This window comes from Ureaplasma urealyticum serovar 8 str. ATCC 27618, assembly GCF_000169535.1.
In the GTDB taxonomy this organism is placed as follows: Bacteria; Bacillota_I; Bacilli_A; order Mycoplasmatales; family Mycoplasmoidaceae; genus Ureaplasma; species Ureaplasma urealyticum.
Genome location: NZ_AAYN02000002.1, coordinates 366,126 through 386,454, shown reverse-complemented (window position 1 = coordinate 386,454; position 20,329 = coordinate 366,126). Strand labels below are relative to the sequence as shown.

Here is a 20,329-nt window from a genome sequence, read left to right as displayed (position 1 = left end):
TAATAGTGCTTTTATAATTTAAAGAATTTAGCTTTATAAGAAATGACATTACCACTAATCATTTCAAATAAATCAATAATTGAATCTGTTGGATTCTCAACTTTATTTAATTGATTAATTTTTTTATTTAATCCAAAAACATGAATTGTAAACAAACCACTTTCAATATTAGCATCATTGTCTTTTAAAATTAATAACTCATTACCTAAATGTTCATATTTTGAAGGACTAATATCACTAAAAGCGTGGTTTAATTTATAAGAATTATTGAATTTAATTCGTTTATTACTCTTTTTTTCAACAATATGAGCATAGTTGATAATTGGACGACCATATTTTTTAAATGTATGGTTTGAGCTAATAATAACTGCGTATGATAAAGCATCACTAGAATCAATAATTTTAATTTTTGCTTGTTCTAAATCTTGAAAATTATTTAATTGTGTTTCATCATAAACATTTTTTTCAATATCATCAACAATTACATCTTCAATTACATGATATTCATTTTTAGCGTCAGTAAATAAATATGGGTGTTTGTGTTCTAATGAACCAACAACTAATTCATTATTTTCAAAACTAATTTGTGGAGCATAAACATAAGTAGAGCCCATTGCAATAATTTTTGCTTCATTTAGTTTTGCTTCAAAATCATCTAAATATAAAATTTTGTTTCGGTTCGTTGACATTTTGTGATGTACAGCATAAATTTTAATTTCATATTTATGTGCTTTGTTTGGTGGGCAAGGAGGGAAGTAATTATTTGCGACATCAGTTTGATAATTTGCATCCACTGTTGAGTGTGTGAAATGTTTTGAAGTTGAATTTTCACCTTGATATAAATTAGCATAACCTAAATTTGCGACATTTAACTCTAATTGTGGTTCAAAAATATTTAAAGCATATCAATGAACAAATGGTGCACCACCAACTGCTTCATAATCAATAATTGCAACTGCATAGCTTGCTGCTTCAAGTACTGGTGATCAACGCATTTGAGGTGAAATGTTATTTAAACCATAGCTTTGTTCATCAAAATTGTTAAACTCATCTAAACCTTTGATTTCGATTTTAATTTGTTCGCCTTCTTTAATTTGTTTTAAAAATTTATCTTCTACCATATACTTAAATTTTCCTTCATATTTCTTCTTTAAAAGTATAAGTTATACAAACTAACTTATACATTATTATATAACAATAACCAATGGTTAATACGCCATTGGTTATTAAAAATTAATTATTTTTTTGTTGAGTCATCAGTTACAGTTGCTTCTGTGACATCGTCTTTTTGATTATTTGGATCTTGCTGTTGAGTTTGTTGCGCAAATTTTGCTGCATTAGCCAATAAATCTTCAACTTTTTTAACTTCAGCTTCTAGTTTTGTATAATCTTGAGCATCACGAGCATTTGTTAATTCTTCAATTTGTTTATTAAATGCATCTTTTTGTTCTTGAGGTACATTTTCAGTTTTTACAACTTGTTCTAATTGATTAATTAAACTATCAGCACGATTTACTAATTCACGTTCATGTTTTACTTTAGCATCTTTTTCTTTGTTTTCTTCAGCTTCTTTAATCATTTTGTCAATTTCTTCTTGACTTAAACCTTGTGAGTCTTTAATTGTAATTGATGTTTCTTTTTGAGTTTTTAAATCTTTTGCATTAACACTCATGATTCCATTAGCATCAATATTGAATTTAATTTCTATTTGTGGAACACCACGTGGTGCAGGTTCAATTCCACTTAATTCAAAATTCCCTAATAATTTGTTATCTGCAGCTAATGAACGTTCACCTTGAACAATTCTTATATCAACACTTGGTTGATTATCAGCAGCTGTTGAGAAAACTTGTGATTTGCTTACTGGAATTTTTGTATTTCTTGGAATTAAAGGTGTTGCCACACCGCCCATTGTTTCGATTGATAAAGTAAGTGGAGTTACATCAAGTAATAAAATATCATCAATTTCTCCAGCTAATACCCCACCTTGAATAGCTGCACCGATCGCAACAACTTCATCAGGATTTAATGAATGATTTGGTTCTTTGCCCGTTAATTCTTTAACTAAATTTTGTACAGCTGGCATACGTGTTGAACCACCAACCATTAAAACTTGGTCAATATCAGCAAGTGATAGTTTAGATTCTTTCATTGCATCTAAAACAGGTTTTTTTAATCTTTCAATTAAATTTTTAGTTAAATTGTCGAATGTTGCACGATTTAATTCTTTTTCAAAATTAATTGGTTGACCAGAACTATCCATTGCAATAAAAGGTAATGAAATAGTTGTTGTGTTTACGCCCGATAATTCAATTTTAGCTTTTTCAGCAGCATCTTTTAAACGTTGCATAGCCATTTTGTTTTTACTTAAATCAATATTAAATTCATCAGCAATTGATTTTAATAATCAATTAATAATAACTTGATCTCAATCGTCCCCACCTAAATGGTTATCACCACTTGTTGATAATACTTCAAATGTGCCATCTGCCATATCTAAAACTGATACGTCAAATGTACCCCCACCTAAGTCGAATACTAAGATTTTTTGTTCTTTATCTAATTTATCAATACCATAAGCTAAAGCAGCAGCTGTTGGTTCGTTAATAATTCTTTCAACAGTCAATCCTGCAATGATCCCTGCATTTTTTGTAGCTTGACGTTGTGCATCATCAAAGTATGCTGGAACTGTAATAACAGCTTTATTAATTTTTGTTCCTAATTTCTTTTCTGCATAATCTTTAATATAGCTTAAAATTTTTGCTGAAATTTCTTCTGGAGTATATTCTTTATTTAAAATTGTTACTTTTTCTTTTGTCCCCATTAAACGTTTAATAGATGAAACAGTATTTGGATTAGTTATTTGTTTACGTTTTGCAGCATCTCCAACTAATACTTCATCACCATTAAATGAAACTACAGATGGAACTGTACGTTTTCCTTCTGGATTTTCTAAAACAATTGGCTTTTTATTTTCAATCACAGCCACACATGAATTTGTTGTACCTAAATCAATTCCTAAAATAATTTCTTTTGCCATAAATATCATTCTCCTTCTAAACATATACCATATTTGAAAGTATAAGATATTATATATCATTTTTTGGCACTTGTCAATATTGAGTGCTAATTTTATAAAAATAATTTGTTTTATTAAAAAATAAAAACAATCCAATTGAATTTAATTTTCAATATAGATTGCTTTTTTTTATTACATACTTACTTTTCGTAATCAAGTACACAATTCTTGTTCTGTTTGTTCATCTAATTCTATTTTGTTACTAATTGTAATAAAATAACCATCATTATCTACTAAAAAACTAAACTCACTTCGATTTAAATTTGCATTAGTTACAATTGTGTCTAATTCTTTTAAATAAATTTGAAGCATTTTATTTTCTTCTTTTTTTAAATCATCATCACTAAAATCAAGAATGTCATTAATTGATCAATCACTATGATCTTCAAAATTTGATAATAAAAGATTGTCGAATGTACGTAAAAAATACTTTAAACTAATGTCTTTTTCTAATTGTTTTCGTTTTAAAATATATAAACAAATAAAGGGATATTCGTATTCAATATACTCTTGATATGGAACAGGAATAACATGCGTACGTCCATGTGCATAAACTGGCACAGCATCGACACGATCATAAACATGATAGCTTTTAATATTAAATTGTGCTTTATTAATACCAAATCGTATTTGACTATTAACTAATTTTGCAAAAGGAATAACTTTACAATCATTAATAAAAGCAATTTGATTTTTTAAAAAAAGCTTTGTTGAAATTGATGAAGGTGTTAATTCGTTTTGATTGGCATAATAATAGTTTTCATAATCATAATTATCACCAATTTTATAACTATTATTATTTATATATCATTCCCGAGCAATCACGCTTGATAAACTTGTTGTTGTTAAATACAAAATATATTTTTCAAGAATTTTTGTTAATTGATATTTTAAAGTATTTAAGTTTGTTTGTAAATCAGCGTTTATATTTGTATCAATTAAAAAATCACAAGTTTTTGCATAACTTTCATTAGTTAATAAATTTATAAAATATGGTTTTATATTATTAGTTGATAATTCATCATTAATAACAAGTGATGTTGTTGTTTTTGTAAACATAGGTACCATTTTATCTTCTTGTTTTAAATACTTAGCAAAGTTTTCATAATTTTCTTGACTAAATGGTGTAAAAAACTCTAACATCTTTGTATCAAATTGTAAATTTTGTGTCGAAATTCCTAAACCATAGTATTTTGAAAATTCTAAATTAGCAAAAATACTTTTTGATCGTGAATTAACACTTTGGGAATAAGTTGAAAAATTAAATTCTGGAGCATAATTAGTTTTATGAATAAAATTGCTACGAAGATCAACAAATGGTGTTGGTTCTTTATGATGAGCCACAAGAGTTTCACTAATAATTTCATCACCTCTTCGATAAGAAATTTGAATTGTACCACTTGTAATAACATCTTTGATTGAAAATTCTTTATAGTAAACTAAAAAAGTGTCTGTACTTTTAAATTTAACTTCTATTCCTCCAAAAAATCCAACAAATTTTGCATCATGTGAAATAGTTAAATCTGTTGGTTTAATATTTTCATATTGGATTTCTGGCATTAAATATAAACCATTTTTAGCAAAAATTTGTTGTGAGATTTTATAAAGATTAACTTGCATTAAAACATTATAAACATATAGATTTTTATGCTTATTACATGTATTGATTTCATGAACTTTTTCGTTTTCAAAGTTTTTAAAATTTTTAATAATTTTGCGATTTTTTAAATAAAAATGTAAAAAGAACAAACCCACAATAATAACAAAACAAATACCAATCAAAATATTGCAAAAAATTCTTTGGTTAATTTTTTCACTTTTTTTACGTTGTTTAATATTGCCTTGTAATTCTTTAATTTTTTTAGTTAATTCATTAATTTCATTAATATTATCTTCTTGACCTTTTAATTGTTGATTTATTATCTTATCAAGATCATTATTTAAAGTTTTTTTGAATCCATCAAAAAATCCATTTATAGGATTTTGAATTAATTGTTTTGTTTTTTGTTTATCAATCATAATAAATACTATCTCTTATGTAATTACTTATATTTTAATAATACTACAAAAATATTCGCCAATCCTATACGTTATTTAAAATAATTTAAAAATAAAAACAAAGTTGTTAATTTGCCGATTCCACCAGGAACAGGAGTGTATTTAATGTTTCTATTAGATACATCATTTTGATCAATTAAAAAAGATCCACACAGCTTATTATTAACATATTCTGTCGTAACATCAATTAAATAAGAATTGTTACTTAAATCATTAGAACTAAAAATATGCGCTTTATTAACACAACTAATAATAAAGTTAGATTGTTTAATAATTGCTAATGGTTTTTTGGTTTGAGAGTGAATAACTTTAATACTATTGTTTTTAACATTTAATAATTTATATAAATAGTTTCCTAAATAAATAGAACGTCCAATAATACAAATTCTATAATTTACTAAATCAATATCTAATGCTTGAATTAATGCTAAAATGGCATTGATTGTTGCTGGATGATAAATAATTTGATTTCTTTGATGATCTAAAAATAAATGAGAATTAATTCCATCAAGATCATTTTCAAAAGTTAAATATTGAAAATAGTTTTGTTCTAAATGCTTATTTGATAAAGGAAATTCAAAAAATAAAAAATCGGTGTTATCTTGTTTTAGCTTTGCTAAAAATTGGTGATTGTCTTGAATTTTGTACGCATTTAAATCATAAATAATAACGTCAACACAAAATAATTTAGCATATTTTAGTTTTGATTGAATATATGCACTATTAAAATTAACTAAGTCTGAATCATAAAAAACATAAATTTTTTTGTGATTTTTATTTTTTTTATTTAATAATTCATTAAGTATTTTTTCGTATAAAAAATTGATTTTTAATTTCATTTTAAAATAAAAAGGCTTTCATTATTAAAAGCCTTTTTCCATTTCTTTATAAAATTTAGAATGATTATTTAGGAGTAATTTCTTGATCATTAACAAAAACTTTAACACCACTAAATTTATTATCTTTTGAATTAAGTTCTAATTCGTATTTTGGTTCAATAATTGTTTTAATAACTTTTGTTTTATTAACAACTTGATTTTCGTTTGTAGTATTTTCTTCTAAACCATCTAAGATAACATCAGCATTAAAATCATAATTATCATATTTTAAAGCTTCAACTTTAGCTAATAAGTATGTTTGTTTTTCAATTCGATTTAAAACATCAAAATAAACAGCATAACTTGAAAGTGGGTGTTTTAATTCTTGTAATTTTAAACGTAATTCACTTAATGTTTTATAATGTTCAATTAAGAATTTTAAAATTACAATTTCAGAACCTAAACCATACATAAATTTAACACGCAAATCATATAAAGCTTTGAAGTAATTTTTTTCATCTTTGAAATGTCCATTAATACGATAACGATTTAAAGTGGCACGTTTTGTATAATTTTCAGTTCGAATTAATTCTTGATGATTTAATAAATCTTCTAAATCATTAATAATGCCAATTTCACTTGAAATAAATAAAGCTATTTTTTTAAAGTTATCTCAATTACCATTTGAATCTAGTTCAAATAATTCATTGTTTTTTAGTAATGCATCACGTTCTTTTTGAAGAATATCATTACGTTTAGATAAATGATTTTGTGAAGCTTGTGTACGTTGTTTTTCGAATTCTTCAATAATTTTATTTTTAATTTTAACTTGTCGTCTTGTTAAAAAACTATCTTCATTTGTTAATGATTTAGCCTTTAATTTATTTTCTTGCATTTCATCAATTTGTACTAAATCTTGTTCAAATTTAAAATTGATTTCACCTAAAAGTTCGATTTTTCATTCATCAATGATTTGTTCACAAATTTTTTCTACTTCTTTTAAATGAGTATTTAATAATTCTTCATTTTTAGTAACAATTTCATTTGTATTTACATTTTGAATCTTTTGATAATCTTCAATTAATTGATTTGAAACATTAGTATATAAATCATCAACTTTGTTTTCTAATGCTTTAGTATATTCTTCAATTTTGTTAACTTTAATACTATTATTCAAAATAACTAATTGTTTTATCTTTTTTTGCTCGTAATCATTACTTAATAAAGGATTAAAAATATCATTTAAGCTAATATCTGATGCTAAAACTTCTTTAGCTTCTTGTTCGTTTTTAACAAAAACTACTTGGTCACGTCTTTGGATTGAATCATTTTTTTTATTAGTTAATAAATCGACTATTTGATTAGTTTTATTCATGATTAATAATTCCTTTTTCTCTATTTATCTTTTTTTGAACTAAATCATGTTCAAAACTTCTTCTTTTGTTTAGGTTTATTATTATTTAATTCATTCAATAAACGTTCAGTTTCATCGTTAATTTCTTGTGTTTTAATTTCAAAATCAGCCGGTGTTAATTCAATTTGTGATGATAAATCATTATTTTGTTCATAATCGTTAAAATTAACGTTTGATTCTAATGAAGGTGATGAAGAATTTTCATCAACATTTTCAATTTTAGAATCGTCAAGATCATTATTTTCTAAAACAACTTGATTAAATGAATCATCTTGTAATTCATTAACACTTGCTGGTTCAAAATCATTTAATGTATCATTTGTTTGAACTTGTGGTTCATAAGTTTGTTCAACACTTATAGCACCAGTATCTATTTTATTATTTAAATTTTTGTCATCAAGTTCTTCATCAACAATTGCATTTTGTTCATTCGCTACTTCTGCTTCTTGAACTTGTGATTGGTGTACTTGTTCGATATGATTTACATTATTTTCTAAATCATCTTCTAGATTTTTGTCATCAACAATTACGTCATTATCAACTACAACTGAATTTAATCGTGCTTGTAATTTATCATCTTCTTCATGTGAATTAACAATTTCATCTAAACGCATTTGAATTGCTGAAAGATCTTTTTTAGGTTTGTTTTCTTCTTCAACTAATTGTTCTTGATCAACTTTGTTAGTTTCAAGTACCTCTTGAGGTTCTACTACATCTTGAACTTCTTCTACTTCTACTTGTTGTTCTTGTTTTACTTCAATAGGTTGAGTTGGTTCATCAATTTCAATATCAACAACTGTATGATCTTCATTTTCTAGTTTTACATCATCAATTGGTGTTTCATTAATAAAATCATTGATTGATAATTCTTCGTTGATTTGTTCATCACTTTGCGTGCTTTCTACACTTTCTAAAGTATCATCAACTTGTTGTTCAACAACTTCAATTTCTTCTTCAGCTTTTTGTTGTTCTAAAATATTATTTTTTAATGCTTCTTGTTTAATTGCATATGGATCATCATTTTTAACAACTTCATATCCTGCCATTAAAAAATCTACACGATTTTCAACATCAACCATAAATGGAGTTTCGTGGTGACGTGGATAACTACGTGGTTTTAAATATCCTGATTTTTCATCGACTACTACTTGTTCTTCTTTATTGTTGATATTTGTTTGTTGTTCGTTTTCGCAAACTTCATCAAAACAATTAATTGCACCAGCACTATAAAATTCTTTTTCTAAATTAGCTTGTTGTTCATCACTTAATTGTGAACATTCAAATTTTTTAAGTTCAGCAATTTTAATTGGTTCATTAGTTTTTGAAGTTTGTTGACTTGTTTGTTTAGTATGTAAAACATCATATTCAACATCATCAAAATCAATTGACTCATCAACTAGTTGACGTGAATTTTTAATAAAATTACGTCTTGATTCATAATCATAACGTTGGAATGAAAATGGTAGATATTCTAAATCATCAACTAATAATTGACGAATACTTATTTTGTTTTGGTCATCTTTTAAAACATTGTCAAAATCTAATTCAAGTAATGATGATTTTAAATAAATTAAAATTTGAAGAATATCTAAATTTGATTCAAGGGTTGCTTTTTTGTCATAAAATTGGTCATAGTCTAATTCGTTTTGACCATGTTTACTTAAATTATGAATTTGTTTACTAATTCGTGCATTACTAAAATGTAATTCTTGTATTCACAAATCGTATTTAGTTTTTAAATTAACAATCTCTTCATTTGTTAATTGTTTTCTTTTAAAATCATCACCAACAAATGCATCTAGACCATCATTAGTTCAAAATTCTTTATTAATTAAATATTGACGAGTTTTTGTATAAACTAATTGTTCGTACTCATCTAAATTACTAACTGCTACTTTGGCAAATTGATAATGATCTAAAATATCAAGATCTATTGCTTTAAATTGTTGTAAATTATTAAAATAAGCATAACCCTTACTAATAGCTTTATCCAAATAAAACTCATCTCTTATATCATTAATTAAATCAACATTTAATTTTTGATCATCTAAAAAAATCTCTTGTGCTAAAGGGTTATTAATCCCTAGTTTTTGAGCTTGCTTTACATTCAAAAACAAAGTCTTATTGTTTTTTAATTTTTCTATCATTGTTTTCACCCTTAAATTAATATAAAACATTATTTAAAATTATACATTAATAGCATATGTCTAAGGTGAATTATATCTAAAAATAAAAAAAATAACAACCGATAAAGTTGTTATTAGCCTAACTTAATGCCAATCGCAATGGCAATTGTAATAATGATACCAATTACAATAAACATTGTTGTCGTTGTAATAATTAAATTAATTGAAAAGTTTTTACCACTTTTTTTAATTTTTGATTCAGTATATTTAACAACACTTGGAATATTTAAAACTTTTGTTAATTGGTTATTTTTATCATTAAAAAAGTCGTTTGTAGTTGGTTTTTGTTGATTTTCATCAAGATTGTTGGTTTGTTTATCACTATTGTTCATCATAAAAAATTACTTGATTGATAACTTAATACTTCTATAAGTTTTGCAATCACGACAAGCTCTATGAGGTAGTAATGCTTTACCACATTCATTACATGCTACTGTATTAGAAACTGTAAGGTGATCGTGACTACGACGCATTCCTTTTCTTGATTTACTTACTCTTCTTTGTTGTACAGCCATATTATCGCCTCATTTCTAGTTTGTGTATTTCATAAGCTATTGGATTTTATAACATTTATAAATTATATATGATTTTATTGTTTTTTAATATCTTTTTTTTATAAAATTGTTGGAATAATGAAACCAACTCCTACACATAATCTATAATAGTAATATGTTTAAATAATTTAAGGCTTTAAAATATGAATGCTAAATCCCCGATTCTTGTATTAATTGCAGGTGCTTCTGGCTCTGGAAAGACAACTTTTGCCAATGAAATTGTTGCAAGAATTCCTCAAAATACAACAAGCGTTATTATTTGTCAAGACTCTTATTATATTTCTAATTCACAATTAAATAAAAACGAGCGTCGTTTAATTAATTATGATCATCCAAGTAGTTTTGAATGAGATTTAATGCGAGAGCAATTAAGTGACATTAAAAAACGTAAAAAAATTAAAGTACCAATCTATGATTATAAAACTGAGATTCGCTTAGATAAAACAATTGATATTAGTGATGTTGATGTTATAGTTTTTGAAGGTATTTATGCGATTTATGATGATGTCATTAATCAAATAGCTGATTTAAAAATTTTTATTGAAACACCAAAAGATGAATGTTTAATTCGGCGAATCCTTCGAGATGTTAACGAACGTAATCGATCATTTGAATCTGTAATTACTCAATGACGTAGCACTGTTAGCCCTATGTATGATCAATTTGTTGAGCCAAGTAAAAAGAATGCTAATGTTAGTGTGCTATGAAATGAACACAATCGTGTTGCATTACATTTAATTCATAAATGAATCAATAATATACATTAAAATATAGCAATTAATTTAATTTTAAATTATGTCATATTATTATAAAAGTAAATTTAGAATTACAGATCATGCATTAGCTCGTTTTCGAGAACGTGCAGCATCCACTGATGTTAACATTAAAAATCTAAGTGACACATTCATCATCCCAATTATTAATGAGCGGATTTTAGGTATTCGTCCTTTAAATTCTTTAAATGATAATTTTCATATTTATATGGACCCTAAAAATAAAGGTTATTATTTTTTAGTCGACAAATATACAAATACAATTATTTCTTATACTAAACGCACTAATAAAAATGATTTTTATCACATCAAAAAAGTGAAATAAATTTTATTTTTTAATGCTTTCATTTGTGCATATTAATTTGTTTAATATTTAAAAAAACATAATCAAATGCACTAATAATTGAAGATAATAAAATGATATAAATTGGTGTTTTAATACTTTCTTTAATGATACGTGGTAATAAATAATAATTAACACCATATTTTAAATAATTCGTAATTGGAACTTTTATATATTTTAAATACGCTACACTTACATAAGGTCCTAGCGCAAATGAAAATAACATTGTAGAAAAAATCGCTAATAATGAACAATAAATAAAATTAACTAATTGTACTTTCGAACGATTTTTATTACGTAAATAATAAATGATAACAAAAGCTTCGACAAGTAAAACAAATGTAGCTAAAAAAGCAATTGCTAAATATTTAAAAATACTAATTCAATCTTCATTAATTTCTTTATCACGTTTTTTAAGAATGCTAAATAAAGAATTTTTTCCATCATTAACTAAAGTTAAAATCATAAATAATGTCAATATACTAAAAAACAGAATAAAGACTTGATTAACTATTAGATCAATTATTGGTCGTTTAGTTTTTTTTCTTAGTGTAACTACAGATCCTAAAAACCCAGCAATAAATCCAACCGCTGGTTCTTGAATAGCATACATTCAAAACCAAATTCCACCACTAATCAATCATGCTAAAGTATCAACTAAGAACCCAGCAAAAATTCCAATTAATGGTCCAAAATACCAACTTAAAACCATTAATGCCATTCATGTAAAAGAAATAACCATATTAAATCCTGGTATTTTAATATGTAAAAATCCCATTCCTAAACGAATAGCAACTAAAACAGCAAAAACAACAATTAAATTAATTGTTTTAAAAAGTTTTAAAGGGTAAAAGGGGAATAAAAAAAGCAAAAATCTTTTTTTAATTTTTTGCTTTTTGTTAGCAATTAATTCATTTGTAAATGATAACGCTAATTTATTGTCTATATTATAGTTAAATTTAAATTTTGAATTCATCTAAAAACCAAATAAGTCTCTAAAAGGATTTTTTGTTCTTAAATATGTATTAGGATCGATTTTACCAGTTAAGATATCATCATGAATTTCTTGTAGTAATAATTTTATTCTTTGAGTATCACGTTTTGGATTTAAAATGAAAGTAATAATAATTAAAATTGTTCCTAAAATAATAACCAAAAACACTAAAATTTGACTAATGCTAAAGCCATAGAAAACACTTTGTAAACGTGAGTAATCAAAACTAAAGTCATTGTTTCTTGATAAATTAGCTAAAACATCATTGATTTGTGCTTGACGAAACATTTCATCAAAAGAATTGCTTGAAAATCTTAAATTACCAGTAAAAATATTTGCTAGAGCAACAACTAATAAAGCACCAAATAAAATAATCCAAATAAAATTTTTGAAATGGAATTTCTCGTTTTCACTAATCTTTCTTTTAAAAGCATTCAATCCAGCATAAATCATAATAAATAACGATATGACTAATTGGGTTGGAAAGGTTGGTGAAGTTAAACGAACAATATGTGTAATTCCATTTACACTAACAACAGTTAACATATGTGTGCCAAAATCCATTAAGAAAGCATATGTTAGAGCTGTAAATAAAACTAAAGCTAAACTAATGGCAAAGAAAAGATATTTTAAAAAAGGAATAACTTTTGGTTTTGTCTCATATAAATAAATTTCACCATTTAAAACACGAGCACTAAATACCATATTTGTTAAATTGTCAATGTTTGCTGTTGTAAAATCAGAAGCTGATTGATAAGCGTTATTTGAATAATTTTCTTCACTAACAGGTTCTGCTCTAACATTTTCATATGTTGGATTCGAACTATTTTGTTGATCATCAGTTGTATAAAAACCCATTGATGCTTGTGTTTTTTCATCATATTTGAAGTCAATATCAGCAATTTTTTGAGATTCTTGTTCTAAATCTACTTGGAATGTATTTAAAACATAAATCTTTAAACCACTTACAATATCTTTTAAATCATCAAAATCATCAAAGTTATCAACTAATTTTTCATAATGAGCATATGATTTGAAAGCTTGTCAATAACTATGAAAGTTTTTGTTTGCAATTTCATAATTATCTTCATAATATTCAAAAATGTTCATTACTTTATTTAATTGACTTCGATAATCATCATCGTTTTTAATGGCATAATTTAGTTTTTGGTTCAAAAAAATTACATTTAAATATGACTTAATTGAATTATATAAATCTTTTTGTGCACTTGATAATTCTGCATTTAGCATCTAATAACCACCTCTTTAATCTAAAATAAAATACATTGAATTAACACATAACTCAATATCATTTTATTTAATTTGGTCTATTAATTTTAACAAATCTAAATATAGTTTTTTATCTTTATGTTAAATATATCTAAAATTATACTATGTTATTTAAACATTAAAAATTTAAAACTCAGTTCATTAATCCAAAATACTTATCAATTTTGTTTTCTTTAATTTTAATTTCTAAATTTAAAAGTTCGCAAAGCTTTTTATATAAAAATTTTGCAGAATAATTTTTAGTTAGTTTTAAATTTAAACTAACAACGAAAGGTTTTTGATTTAAAGAGTTAGTTATAAAGTTTTTATCATATTTTTTTTCATCTAAATATTTAGTTAAATAATACGTGCTCATCATTGTCGCCATCATATTGATTATTGTAACTTCATCAATTTTATCAATTAACATTTTATTAATTAAATTTATTAATTCTTTTGTTTTTTGTTGGTATAAAAGATTTAGTAAACTAAAAATTTGATAATCGCCATAATCACAAATAAAATTATCAATATCAACTAAATTTACATTTTTTAAAGAATCATTAATTAGCTCTAACTTATTTAATTCATTGTTTAAATAATTAATATTAAAATTTGTTTTTTGAATAATAGTTGCTACTATTAATTTATCTAAATGTAAGTGGCGTTCATTTAATTCATCTTTTAAAAAAGTAGCAGCGTTTTTGTTTGAATATGAAATAAAAGTAATTTGATGTCCAAATTTTGCAATTATTTCTTGGATTTTTTTAGCTGTTGAAATCTTTGTAAGTTCAGTTGTGATAATGATTGGAATATGATTAGAAAAAAAATAATCAATTAAATCTTGAACGTTTTTTAATTGTTCTAAACTTTCAAACCAATTAACATTTTTAAACAAATAAATTTTTTTAGCATTAAATAAATCGCTTTGTTCAACAATACTTTTAAAAGCAAACAATGAAATTTGTTGCTCATCAATTTTTACTAATTCATCAAAAGTGGTTGTAATTTCATCAATTTTTTGTTGAATTTTCAAACGATTATCGCTAATAATCAAAAAAAGGTCTTTATTTATTAAGTTCATATAAAAAAATTGCTGTTGCGACTGCGACGTTTAATGATTCTGTTTGATTCATTTTAATCATTGTTTTAATGCTAGCATAATCAATAAAATTTTGTGATAAACCATGCCCTTCATTCCCTACCATCAAACAATATTTTTGCTTAATTTTTAATTCATTTAAAGAAATTGCATTTTTGTCTAAAATAGTAGCAATTAAATAAAAATTGTTTTTTAATAAAAATTCTAAAGTTAGTTTAGAACTATTAAAACGTAAAAAATTAATTTTAAAAATGGCTCCCATACTAGCTTTGATGGTTTTAGCATTATATAAGTCAACACAATTATTGAAAATAACTTGTTTAACATTAAAAGCAAAGCAAGTTCGCAAAATAGTTCCTAAATTGCCTGGATCTTGGATATTATCTAATAACAAAACATTATCATTAACATCACATGTTTCTTCTTTCATTTTAACAATAGCTAAAATTGGACTTGGGTCAATATTAACAGAAAGTTTTTTAATAACATTTTCACTAACTTTATAAATTTGAACATTATCATATAAAGTATATTTGAAAATCGTTTCAAATTCTTTATCATAAACACGTTCATTAATGATAATTGCAACAATTGTTTGTTGATTTTGTAAGGCTTCATCTAATAATTTAAAGCCTTCAATTATGAATAATTGATTAGCTTCACGATATTTTTTATCATGAATTAAATTATAAAAATGAATAATGTCTTCATTTTTATTAGATGTAATAACTTTTAACATAAATTAAGATTTTTTAGTTGGTTTAATTGTTGATTTATTTTCTTTATCACTTTTTGTTGTTTGTTCTTGTTCATCATCTTTTTGTGATTTATTATATTTTTGGAATTCATTCATCATTGAACTAAAATCAAAACTTGAAGGATCGTTAGCCATATTTCCTATCAAATCTTTTAAATCATTCATTTGTTTAGCAATATTTTCAAATGATTGGTTTGAGAAATTTAAATAATCACGAGCTAAATCCTTAATTAAATCCTTTAAAAAAACATTTAACTCTAAATTGTTATTAGGATCCATTTTCTCTTTGATTTTTTTAATTGATGCTAATTCTTCTTCGTTAAATTCTAATTGAATTATTGTCTTTTCCATACTTGCTCCTTTTATCTATAAAATGCGTTGTGTTGGCGTAAATATTTTCTATATACTAAATATGTCAGAAAAGTTTTTACTATTGTTATATTATATAATTTTAATTAGTTCTTAAAGTTATTTAATTATAAGGAGTAAAAACAAAATTATGGATTTATGAAAAGAACAAGATCCAAGTGGAATTAGTCCAAACGTATCAAATGAACGAAAAATAGCAACTGCTTCAAGTGGTGAAAAAGCATTATATATTTTCATTGTAATTCTTTCAATTATTACAATTATTGGTTGAATTTTTTTATTAATTTGATGATTTAAAACAAAAAACCATTTAATCCAAACTAAAAATAGTGTTAATGAAGCATCATCAAGCATTCAAGTAGCACAAACAAAACGATTTGATTTATTAAATAAAATGATCGAACAAACTAAATCATATTATAAATTTGAACAAAAAGTATTGGATGAAATAACTAAAAATCGTAGCGTTCAAATGTCAAGTGATATTAACAAAAATGAAGAAGTGTTAAGTAAACTTCAAAATTTAGTTAATGTACAATTTGAACGTTATCCAGATTTAAAGTCATCAAATATTTTAATGGAATTAATGAGTACATCAAGTTATTTAGAAAATGAAATTGCTTCATCACGTCGTGCTTATAATTCAAGAGCGACCGATTGAAACATTATGATTTTCCAATTCATGACTGTTATTGTTGCTGCCAAACTAAAACTTGACACTTTCCCAATTTATGCTGCAAGCAAACAAGAACGTGCTGATGTTAGCATGAAATCATTATCTGATTTTTAATATGTAATAACTAAAAACTATGTAACAACTCTTTCTTGGAGTTGTTTTTTTATTTTTATTACTTTAAAATAATTTAAAATATAATAATGTTTTTAAAAAAGTAAAGAGTGGTTATTATATGGACAAAAAGTTCATCCGTAATTTTAGTATCATCGCCCATATTGATCATGGTAAATCAACATTATCAGATCGAATTATTGAATTTACAAATACTTTAAGTAAACGTGAAATGACAAACCAAATTTTAGATTCTATGGACATTGAACGTGAACGTGGAATTACTATCAAATTAAACGCTGTGCAAATTAAATATCATGCTAGAGATAATAACGAATATTTAATTCATTTAATCGATACTCCAGGACACGTTGATTTTACTTATGAAGTTTCGCGAAGTTTAGCTGCTTGTGAGGGTGCAATTTTAGTTGTAGATGCTGCACAAGGAATTGAAGCTCAAACGCTATCTAATGTTTATTTAGCATTAGAAAACAATTTAGAAATTGTGCCAACCATTAATAAAATTGATTTACCATCAGCAGATCCTGATCGTGTTAAAAAAGAAATTGAAGATGTTATTGGTTTAGATACATCAGATATTCCTTTAATTTCAGCAAAAACAGGTTTAAACATTCAAGATGTACTAGAAGCAATTATTAAACATGTACCACCACCATTAGATGCTAATGATGATGCTAAATTACAAGCCTTAATCTTTGATTCTTTCTACGATTCTTACAAAGGTGTTGTTTGTTTAGTTCGTATAAAACAAGGAACAATTAAAGTTGGTGATAAAATTCGTATGATGGCCAACAATAAAGACTATATTGTTAGCGAATTAGGAATTAGAACACCAAAAATTGTTAATAAAACTGAATTAGTAGCTGGAGAAGTTGGGTGAGTAGCTGCTGCTATTAAAACAGTTAAAGATATTAATGTCGGGGATACAATTACCCATGCTAATAACCCTGCTGATAAACCATTACCAGGTTATAAAAAAATCTTACCAATGGTTTATTGTGGTCTATATCCAATTGATACTAGTCAATACGATGATTTAAAAGAAGCAATGGCTAAAATTTCATTATCAGATGCTGCATTAACTTATGAATATGAAACATCACAGGCGCTAGGATTTGGAATTCGTTGTGGATTTTTAGGATTATTACATATGGATGTAATTCGTGAACGAATTGCGCGTGAATTTAATATTGAATTAATCTTAACTGCGCCTTCAGTAATTTATAAAATTGAGTTAACAAATAATCAAGAAATTAGTATTGATAGTCCTGCTAAAATGCCAGAACCAACTAATATTAAAGCAATTAAAGAACCATTTGTTAAATTAGCAATCATTACACCAGATAATTATGTTGGTGCTATTATGGAATTGTGTCAATCACGAAGAGGATCTTACCAAGATTTAGAAGTTATTGATGGTACAAGACGACGATTAATTTATAAAATGCCATTAGCTGAAATTATGTATAGTTTTTTTGATTCACTAAAATCAATTACTAAAGGATATGCAACCATGGATTACGAACTAATTGGCTATCAAGCTGAAAAATTAGTTAAAATTGATATTATGTTAAATGGTAATAAAGTTGATGCTTTAAGTATTATTGCACATCGTGATTTTGCTTATGGTAAATCAAAAATTATTTGCGAAAAATTAAAAGAAGTGATTCCAAAACACCAATTTGAAATTCCTATCCAAGCTTCAATTGGATCAAAAATTATTGCTCGTGAAACTATTAAAGCAGTACGTAAGGACGTAATTGCTAAATGTTATGGTGGAGATGTTTCAAGAAAGAAAAAACTTCTAGAACAACAAAAAGAAGGTAAAAAACGTCTAAAAGCAATTGGAAATGTTGATGTTCCACAAGATGCATTTGTTAAAGTTTTAAGTGAAAACTAATACCAATTATTTATGTTGAATTTTGTCAAAGATCTAAATTTTGAAATTAATCAAAAAAAGATTATTGTTAAAGTTTGTTTACAACCAAAAATTAAATACATTAAAATCAAGATTATTAATCATGAAATTGTTTGTTTGATTAATAATCTAACATTAGTTGATATTACTCAAGATTTTGTTATAAACAATAAACTAAAAATTTTAAAACTATATGAAAATGATTTAAAAAGAATTAAATATGATGAACAACATTTAAATTGAATCATTTTATTAGGAACAAAATTTTCAACTATTAAGTTAGTAAATAATGATTTTCATTGTGAATTTGATCTTCAAAAACAAATTATTTATATTTATGATCAAAACCAAAATTTAGCTAATTCAAAATTAATTTATCAAAAAATTCTAAAATACTTGGCTGAAATCATTTTTTCACAAATCATTAAAAATGCTGAAAATATAACTAATTTAGCTGCAAAAGAATATGAATTTGGTTTTTATAAAAGTCGATGAGGTGTTTATGATAAATTAAAGCATATCATTAAACTTTCATATTTTTTAGTGCATTATGATCAAGAAATTATTCAATATGTTGTTATTCATGAATTAGCACATATAAAATACCAACATCATCAAAACTCTTTTTGAGATTTTGTTTTAAAATATTGCAAAAATGCAAAGATCTATAATAAACAGCTTAAATCCTAATTTTGAAAAATTGAAATAAATTTATGATATATTTTATTGATTCTCATTTGAACTCTTAAAAAATGAAAGGAACTAAAATGTTTAAACAAAAAAATAAAAAAATATACGCCCTATTTGGTTTTGGAATAGTAGGTATATTATCAGTTAGCATTTTATCTTCTTGTCAAAAAACTAATAAAAACAATCACAATTCTAAACAAGAATTAGTACAATCAAATTATAAAAAACAACCTAATAATAAAAACGATGAAAATTTAATAACAAAACCAGAAGATAAAAAAGATAGTGGCAAAGAAAAAAACGATAATCCATCAAGTTCTAAAGTCGTACAAACATCAAAACCTGATTCAAAAAAATCTCCTGAAATTACTAATCACTTAAAAAATGATCAAATTAAAAACAATCACAAATTAACAACGCCTACTAGTACTAAACCTTTTTTATTTAAAATTAAAGATCAAGATGTTGGTGTACCTAAAAATAAACAATTAATTGAATTAGATATTTCTAAAGTAGATTTAAATCACTATGGTTTTGTTAGTTTTGCAAACAATTCTGAAATTAAATTAAAGCTAGAATTTGATGTTAAACTTAAAAATCAAGAAACAAAGCAAGAACCAACAATTTTTGAAATGCCACTTTATGAAGAAGAAGTAAGAGAGAAAAAAATAAATTTAAAACTAGAAGCACTTGAAAAAGATGCAACTTATAAACTTAAAAAAGCTAGTATTATTGATGCTAAAAACCAAGAGCATTTAATAAATGCAAACGAACTTAGCGATTTAGAATTTAGTACAAAAAACGATGAATTATCTTTAAAAAAGATTGAATATTTAATTCAAAGCTTTGGTTATAGCATTAAATTATTTTTTGATAAATTAGATTTATTTGATCGTGATAATAATCCATCAATTGTTATTAAATTAAGAAAAAAGAATGATGCTAAAACAATTATAACTATTTGCTCTAATCATCAAAAAGATAATTTAACAGTTATTCATGGTGAAAAAACAATCGTACTGACTGCAAAGCAATTAGCAAATGATGCTGAATATAAAATTGTATCAATTATGATTAATGACATTGATTTAACAAATCAATTAACTAATAAAAAAATATTAACAAAAGAAATGGGTCCACCAAATGAACCTATAATATAAAATAATTGGCATTAAAAAATGATAGGGTTTAAGCTCC

The 20,329-nt window shown here is 24.9% G+C and carries 19 protein-coding genes; 6 read left to right on the top strand and 13 right to left on the bottom strand.

What is annotated here, in order from left to right; translation table 4 throughout:
* Positions 1–11: 11 nt before the first annotated feature.
* The 8 genes from UUR8_RS01735 to rpmF all read right to left on the bottom strand — a co-directional run bounded on the left by UUR8_RS01735 (position 12) and on the right by rpmF (position 10,070).
* Complete coding sequence (locus UUR8_RS01735) at positions 12–1,121, bottom strand: YbhB/YbcL family Raf kinase inhibitor-like protein (RefSeq protein WP_004026106.1); 1,110 nt, start codon at positions 1,119–1,121, stop codon at positions 12–14.
* 116 nt (positions 1,122–1,237) lie between these two features.
* Positions 1,238–3,040 (bottom strand): molecular chaperone DnaK, encoded by a 1,803-nt coding sequence (gene dnaK / locus UUR8_RS01730; protein WP_004025837.1) that lies wholly within the window; start codon positions 3,038–3,040, stop codon positions 1,238–1,240.
* A 171-nt stretch (positions 3,041–3,211) separates the two neighbouring features.
* Complete coding sequence (locus UUR8_RS01725; RefSeq protein WP_004025937.1) at positions 3,212–5,098, bottom strand: hypothetical protein; 1,887 nt, start codon at positions 5,096–5,098, stop codon at positions 3,212–3,214.
* A gap of 71 nt (positions 5,099–5,169) precedes the next feature.
* Complete coding sequence (locus UUR8_RS01720) at positions 5,170–5,976, bottom strand: bifunctional 5,10-methylenetetrahydrofolate dehydrogenase/5,10-methenyltetrahydrofolate cyclohydrolase (RefSeq protein ID WP_004025975.1); 807 nt, start codon at positions 5,974–5,976, stop codon at positions 5,170–5,172.
* Between the two features lie 64 nt (positions 5,977–6,040).
* Positions 6,041–7,330, bottom strand: coding sequence for a hypothetical protein (locus UUR8_RS01715; RefSeq protein WP_004025913.1), 1,290 nt, complete (start codon positions 7,328–7,330; stop codon positions 6,041–6,043).
* Positions 7,331–7,350: 20 nt separating this feature from the next.
* The gene (locus UUR8_RS01710; protein ID WP_004026199.1) at positions 7,351–9,516 is read right to left on the bottom strand and encodes a hypothetical protein; all 2,166 of its coding nucleotides are present in this window, start codon (positions 9,514–9,516) and stop codon (positions 7,351–7,353) included.
* Positions 9,517–9,629: 113 nt separating this feature from the next.
* On the bottom strand, positions 9,630–9,887 hold the full coding sequence (locus UUR8_RS01705; RefSeq protein ID WP_004026057.1) for a hypothetical protein: 258 nt from the start codon (positions 9,885–9,887) through the stop codon (positions 9,630–9,632).
* 9 nt (positions 9,888–9,896) lie between these two features.
* Positions 9,897–10,070: a 50S ribosomal protein L32 gene (gene rpmF / locus UUR8_RS01700; protein ID WP_004026178.1), complete on the bottom strand. Its 174-nt coding sequence runs from the start codon at positions 10,068–10,070 to the stop codon at positions 9,897–9,899.
* A 182-nt stretch (positions 10,071–10,252) separates the two neighbouring features.
* On the opposite strand from rpmF, the gene udk reads away from it, so the two are divergent.
* Together udk and UUR8_RS01690 are read left to right on the top strand one after the other, a co-directional pair.
* Positions 10,253–10,876: a uridine kinase gene (gene udk, locus UUR8_RS01695; RefSeq protein ID WP_004026048.1), complete on the top strand. Its 624-nt coding sequence runs from the start codon at positions 10,253–10,255 to the stop codon at positions 10,874–10,876.
* 28 nt (positions 10,877–10,904) lie between these two features.
* Positions 10,905–11,207, top strand: coding sequence for a hypothetical protein (locus UUR8_RS01690; protein ID WP_004025933.1), 303 nt, complete (start codon positions 10,905–10,907; stop codon positions 11,205–11,207).
* Positions 11,208–11,217: 10 nt separating this feature from the next.
* Here the strand turns inward: UUR8_RS01690 and UUR8_RS01685 are convergent, their stop codons facing one another.
* From UUR8_RS01685 to UUR8_RS01665, 5 genes are all read right to left on the bottom strand, one after another.
* On the bottom strand, positions 11,218–12,201 hold the full coding sequence (locus UUR8_RS01685) for an ECF transporter S component (protein WP_004026545.1): 984 nt from the start codon (positions 12,199–12,201) through the stop codon (positions 11,218–11,220).
* A complete protein-coding gene (locus UUR8_RS01680; RefSeq protein ID WP_004025814.1) occupies positions 12,202–13,470 on the bottom strand; it encodes a hypothetical protein in 1,269 nt (422 codons plus the stop codon).
* Positions 13,471–13,627: 157 nt separating this feature from the next.
* Entirely contained in the window at positions 13,628–14,572 is a 945-nt protein-coding gene (gene holA, locus UUR8_RS01675; protein ID WP_016829173.1) for a DNA polymerase III subunit delta, read from the bottom strand.
* A complete protein-coding gene (locus tag UUR8_RS01670; protein ID WP_004025621.1) occupies positions 14,556–15,329 on the bottom strand; it encodes a TrmH family RNA methyltransferase in 774 nt (257 codons plus the stop codon). The genes holA and UUR8_RS01670 overlap by 17 nt, the downstream gene beginning before the upstream one ends.
* A 3-nt stretch (positions 15,330–15,332) precedes the next feature.
* Entirely contained in the window at positions 15,333–15,698 is a 366-nt protein-coding gene (locus UUR8_RS01665; RefSeq protein ID WP_004025872.1) for a hypothetical protein, read from the bottom strand.
* A gap of 148 nt (positions 15,699–15,846) precedes the next feature.
* Here UUR8_RS01665 and UUR8_RS01660 point away from each other — a divergent pair, with 148 nt between their 5' ends.
* The 4 genes from UUR8_RS01660 (at position 15,847) to UUR8_RS01645 (ending at position 20,292) form a co-directional block, all read left to right on the top strand.
* Positions 15,847–16,506: a LemA family protein gene (locus UUR8_RS01660; protein WP_004026075.1), complete on the top strand. Its 660-nt coding sequence runs from the start codon at positions 15,847–15,849 to the stop codon at positions 16,504–16,506.
* Positions 16,507–16,624: 118 nt separating this feature from the next.
* Complete coding sequence (gene lepA, locus UUR8_RS01655) at positions 16,625–18,424, top strand: translation elongation factor 4 (protein WP_004026092.1); 1,800 nt, start codon at positions 16,625–16,627, stop codon at positions 18,422–18,424.
* Between the two features lie 12 nt (positions 18,425–18,436).
* Positions 18,437–19,132, top strand: coding sequence for a M48 family metallopeptidase (locus UUR8_RS01650; RefSeq protein ID WP_004026151.1), 696 nt, complete (start codon positions 18,437–18,439; stop codon positions 19,130–19,132).
* Between the two features lie 77 nt (positions 19,133–19,209).
* On the top strand, positions 19,210–20,292 hold the full coding sequence (locus tag UUR8_RS01645; protein WP_004026036.1) for a hypothetical protein: 1,083 nt from the start codon (positions 19,210–19,212) through the stop codon (positions 20,290–20,292).
* Positions 20,293–20,329 lie beyond the last annotated feature (37 nt).